Raw genomic sequence first — 4,312 nt, forward strand, 5'->3', positions numbered from 1 at the left:
GATCCGCGACGGCGATATCGGCGGCGCTGCGCCGGCGTCGGCCAGGCGCTGGCGGTAGTGGGCGGCCAGTTCGGGCGCGGGCGTCAGGCGCGAGGCGTAGAGCGCGACGAGCAGGCGCTCGGCCAGCGTGAGGCCGGCAAGCGCGGGGTCGAAGAGGGCGTCGTAGCTGCCCTGGGTGGCGGCCGCGACCTTGTCGCGCTGGTGGCGGACGGCGTAGGTCCTGCTGTCGGGCTTCAGGCCGGCGATCTGGTCCACCAGGTCGCGGGCAGCGTCGTACACGATGGGTTGCTGTGCCATGTTAGAGAATCTCCTGAGGTGTCGTTCAGCCGGCGGCATGGCCGGCAGGGGCGGCCTGCGCGCCGCCGGCGCGGGCCTTGACCGCCGCGTCCAGGAACTGGCGCACGCCTTCCCAGGACTCCTCGTCCGCGCGCGCATTGTCCCGGGGGTTGCCGCCGCTGGTGCTGATCTTGCCGGACACGGGGTGGGCGTAGACGAGCTGGGTGGTGGGCACGTAGGGAAACAGAATGGCGTGACCGCCGTTCTGATAGTCCAGCCATCGCACCGGATACGGGTGCCGCACTTCTTCCAGCTTGTCGCGCACCATCCTCGAGTAGAGGCTCGACGGCCAGGAGCCGTCGTCGGTGGCCGAGAGCAGCATGACCGGGCCCCGGATGTTCTCCACCTTGATGCGGGCGCGGGCCACGGCGTCGGGATCCCGCAGCGCGGTGAGAATGGCGCGTTCGTGGCGGTGCGGGGCGGGGCCTTCGTCAAAGGGCGCCCAGGTGGCGGTGCGGTTGTTTTCCCAGACGTGGGGCAGGGGCTTGCCGCCCAGGAGCCAGGTCGGGCCCTCGCGGCCGAGCCTGGGGTCGCAGGCGTTCTGCGCGCTGTGCACCACCGCGCCCGGCACATAGGCCACCACGGCCGAGACTTCGTCGGGGAAGGTCGCGCCCAGCAACAGCACCAGTTCGCCGCCGCGCGACTGGCCGCTCACCGCCACGAAGTCGTGCAGCGGGCGCACCTTCTTGCGCAGCCAGCGCAGGCCGGTCTGGAAATACTCCAGCGGCGTGTTGGAAATGTAGTCCGACAGGCCGGGCGCCTTGAAATACGCCAGGGCGAAGGCGGCGTAGCCCCGCGATGCATAGAGCGCGGCGCGCGGTTCGTTGATGCCGCCGCCCGAGCCGTTGAGGATCATTACCGCGGGATGCGGGCCGGGGCCGGGCGGCAGGTACAGCGTGCCGACCAGGCCTTCTTCACGCACGTCCTGGCGCGTGACGCCGTCGGCGGCCAGGCGCTGGACGAAGCTGGCGCGGGCTTGCGCGCCGGCGGCGCGCACGATCACCTCGGTAACCAGCGGTTCGGCGACGGGATGGTTGAACAGCTCCCGGCTGGGCGGATCCACGGGGGACTGGGACCAGACCAGACCCATGGGCGAGAGGCCGGCGTAGTCGCCGGAGACCGGCGCGTCGCGGGTGAGGTCCACGCTGCCGTCCTCACCCGCCGCGTAGGCGGCATGGCTTTGCCACAGCACGCCGTTGCGGCGGGTGAGGGCGGTGATCTCCACCGTCTGGCCGGGCGCGACGTGTTCCACCCGGATGTGGCGCGGCACGTCGATCAGGGCGTCCGGCGGCGTAATGGAAAGGGTAGGCGCCATGGCGTTACTTGCCCGAGTCCTTGGTCACCATCATGGCGGCCGTGCGGTCGCTGGTCAGCGGGGTGACCTTCAGGCCTTTCCTGGCGGCCCAGATGTTCTTGTAGTGGTACAGCGGAATAATGCCCACGTCGTCCGACACGGTCTTGGCGGCGGCGCGCATGATGGCTTCGCGTTTCTCGGGATCGAACTCGGAAGTGGCCTGCTCCAGCGCCTGGTCCAGCGCCTTGCTGCTGTAGTGGCCCCAATTGGAGGCGCCCAGGCCCTTCTTGGTGTCCACGGTGGCCAGGATGTTGACCATGGCGTAGGTGCCTTCGCCGGTGCCGTTGCCCCAGGCCAGCATGCTCATGGCGTATTCGTTCTTGTTGGCGCGGCCCGAGTACACCGCCCAGGGCACCACTTCCACCTTGGTCTTCACGCCGATGCGCGACCAGAACTGCGCCACCGCCTGCGCCGTTTCCGGACCCTGCGGATAGCGGTCGTTGGGAACGTGCATGGTCAGGTTGAAGCCGTCGGGGTAGCCGGCCTCGGCCAGCAGCTTCTTGGCGCGCTCGGCGTCGTAGGGAACGTTCTTGATGTCGGGGTTGTAGCCGATGGTGCCTTCCGGCATCCACTGGTTGGCCTCGGTGGCGGCGTCGCGCAGGATGCGGTCCACGATGGCCTTGCGGTTGATGGCGAGGTTGAGCGCCTCGCGCACGCGCACGTCCAGCAGCGGGTTCTTGGGCAGCGGCTTGCCGGCGTTGTCGGTGATGTAGGGATTGGGCGCCGGGTTGAAGCTCGGCTGCAGCAGCATGACGCGCAGGCCGTTGTACGGGAAGACCGAGATGTTGGGCGATTGCTTGAGCTTGGCGAGGTCGGACACCGACACCTTGTCGATCACGTCCACGTCGCCGGCCAGCAGCGCCGCGGTGCGCGCGGCCGCATTGTTGATGTACCGGTAATTGACCTTTTCCCAGATCGGCTTGTCGCCCCAGTAGGCTTCGTTGCGCGTCATGAGGACGCGGTCGCCCGGCGTGTACGAAACGAACTTGTACGGGCCGGTGCCGATTACGGCCTTGCCCGAGTTGTAGTCTTCGGTGCTCGACTTCTCGCCGATGTGCTTGCTGACGATATGCACCGAAGCCAGGTTGAGCGGCAGGTCGGGGTTGGGCGCCTTGGTCTTGATGATGAGCGTGTGCGGATCCTTGGCCGTCATGCCGTCGATGGTGCGCAGGTAGCCGGCGAAGGTCGCCACGCTGCCCGGCACGGCGCGCGCGCGGGTGTAGGAGAAGATCACGTCTTCGGCGGTGAAGGGCGCGCCGTCCTGCCACTTCACGTTTTCGCGCAGCTTGAATTCCCAGGTGGTGTTGTCCAGCGGTTTCCAGCTCACGGCCAGGCCGGGCTGCAGCTTGTTCCACTTGTTCTCGATCAGCAGATCCCAGAAATGCAGGTCCACCGAACGGTCGCCCGCGTGGTTGTTGAGCTGCGGGTCCAGCGAGGAGAGCGGGTCGGCAAAGCCGATGGCGAGGTCGTCGGCGCTGGCGGCGGCGGAGACGCCGAAAAGGGCGGCGGCCAGGGTGGAGAGAATCAGGCGTTTCATGTCCGGAGTCCTTGGTAAGGGGGAACGTTCGTCGGAATGGTCCAGTTCAGGCCATGTCGTTGAGATGACAGGCCGACTGGTGGTTGATGGCGATTCCCTTCAGCGTGGGAACCTCGGTCTTGCAGCGCGGCATCGCATGCGGACATCGCGGGTGGAAATGGCAGCCGGCGGGCGGGTTGATCGGGCTGGGGATCTCGCCCTTGATGGCGGTAAAGGTCTTGTGGCGCGCCTTCAGGCTCGGGATCTCGGCCAGCAGCGCCTGGGTGTAGGGATGGTTGGGCCGGCGGAACACTTCCTCTACCGGCGCGCTCTCCACCACGCGGCCCAGGTACATGATGACCACGCGGTCCGACAGGTGCTCCACCACGCCCAGGTCGTGGCTGATGAAAAGATAGGTCAGGCCCAGCTCTTCGCGCAGGTCCATGAAGAGGTTCAGGATCTGCGCCTGGATGGACACGTCCAGCGCCGCCACGGCCTCGTCGCAGACCAGCATGTCGGGCTGCACGGCCAGGGCGCGTGCGATGCCGATGCGCTGGCGCTGGCCGCCGCTGAACTGATGCGGATAGCGCTGGCGCAGCGCGGGGTCGAGCCCGGCGCGCTCGAGCTGCGCGCTCACATAGTCGTCCAGCCCGGCGCGGTCCACCAGGCCGTGGATGCGCGCGGCTTCGCCCACGATCTCGTCCACGCGCAGGCGCGGGTTCAGGCTGGCGTAGGGGTCCTGGAACACCATCTGCACCTTCAGGCGCGCCTCGTGCGCCTGGGCCGGCGTCATCTGCGCCGCGCTGCGGCCGTTGACCAGCACATCGCCGTCGGAAGGCGCGAGCAGGCCCACGGCCATGCGGCCCAGCGTGGACTTGCCGCATCACCTTCGGCAATGCGGGCCTGGGCACGCAGCAGCATCTGACGCAGCTCATGTTCGCGCGTGCCGCCGGCATCCAGGTGAACATCGTTCCTTACAAGGGCAGCAGCCCGGCCATGAACGATCTGCTGGGCGGGCACATCAACGCCGTGCTGGACAATACCGGCGTGCAAACGCCCGTTCATCAAGGCCGGAAAAGTGCGGCCGTTGTTCGTCGAACCAACCC

Annotated in this window: 3 protein-coding genes and 2 pseudogenes; 1 reads left to right on the forward strand and 4 read right to left on the reverse strand. The window is 67.9% G+C overall.

The features are described 5' to 3' along the window. The 4 genes and pseudogenes from AD428_RS06535 to AD428_RS06550 form a co-directional block, all read right to left on the reverse strand. Positions 1 to 297, reverse strand: a pseudogene (locus tag AD428_RS06535) (carboxymuconolactone decarboxylase); the annotation flags it as partial. 25 nt (positions 298 to 322) lie between these two features. Beyond that, positions 323 to 1,651, reverse strand: a complete 1,329-nt coding sequence (locus AD428_RS06540) for an acyl-CoA thioesterase/bile acid-CoA:amino acid N-acyltransferase family protein (RefSeq protein ID WP_053244591.1) — start codon at positions 1,649 to 1,651, stop codon at positions 323 to 325. Positions 1,652 to 1,655: 4 nt separating this feature from the next. Beyond that, positions 1,656 to 3,227, reverse strand: a complete 1,572-nt coding sequence (locus tag AD428_RS06545) for an ABC transporter substrate-binding protein (RefSeq protein ID WP_053244592.1) — start codon at positions 3,225 to 3,227, stop codon at positions 1,656 to 1,658. A 46-nt stretch (positions 3,228 to 3,273) separates the two neighbouring features. Further along, a pseudogene (locus tag AD428_RS06550) lies at positions 3,274 to 4,089 on the reverse strand (ABC transporter ATP-binding protein); the annotation flags it as partial. Positions 4,090 to 4,139: 50 nt separating this feature from the next. On the opposite strand from AD428_RS06550, the gene AD428_RS24495 reads away from it, so the two are divergent. After that, positions 4,140 to 4,312, forward strand: a 173-nt coding sequence (locus AD428_RS24495; RefSeq protein ID WP_255352192.1) for a tripartite tricarboxylate transporter substrate-binding protein, incomplete at its 3' end; no start/stop codon positions are given.

The sequence above is a fragment of the Achromobacter sp. DMS1 genome, from assembly GCF_001270295.1.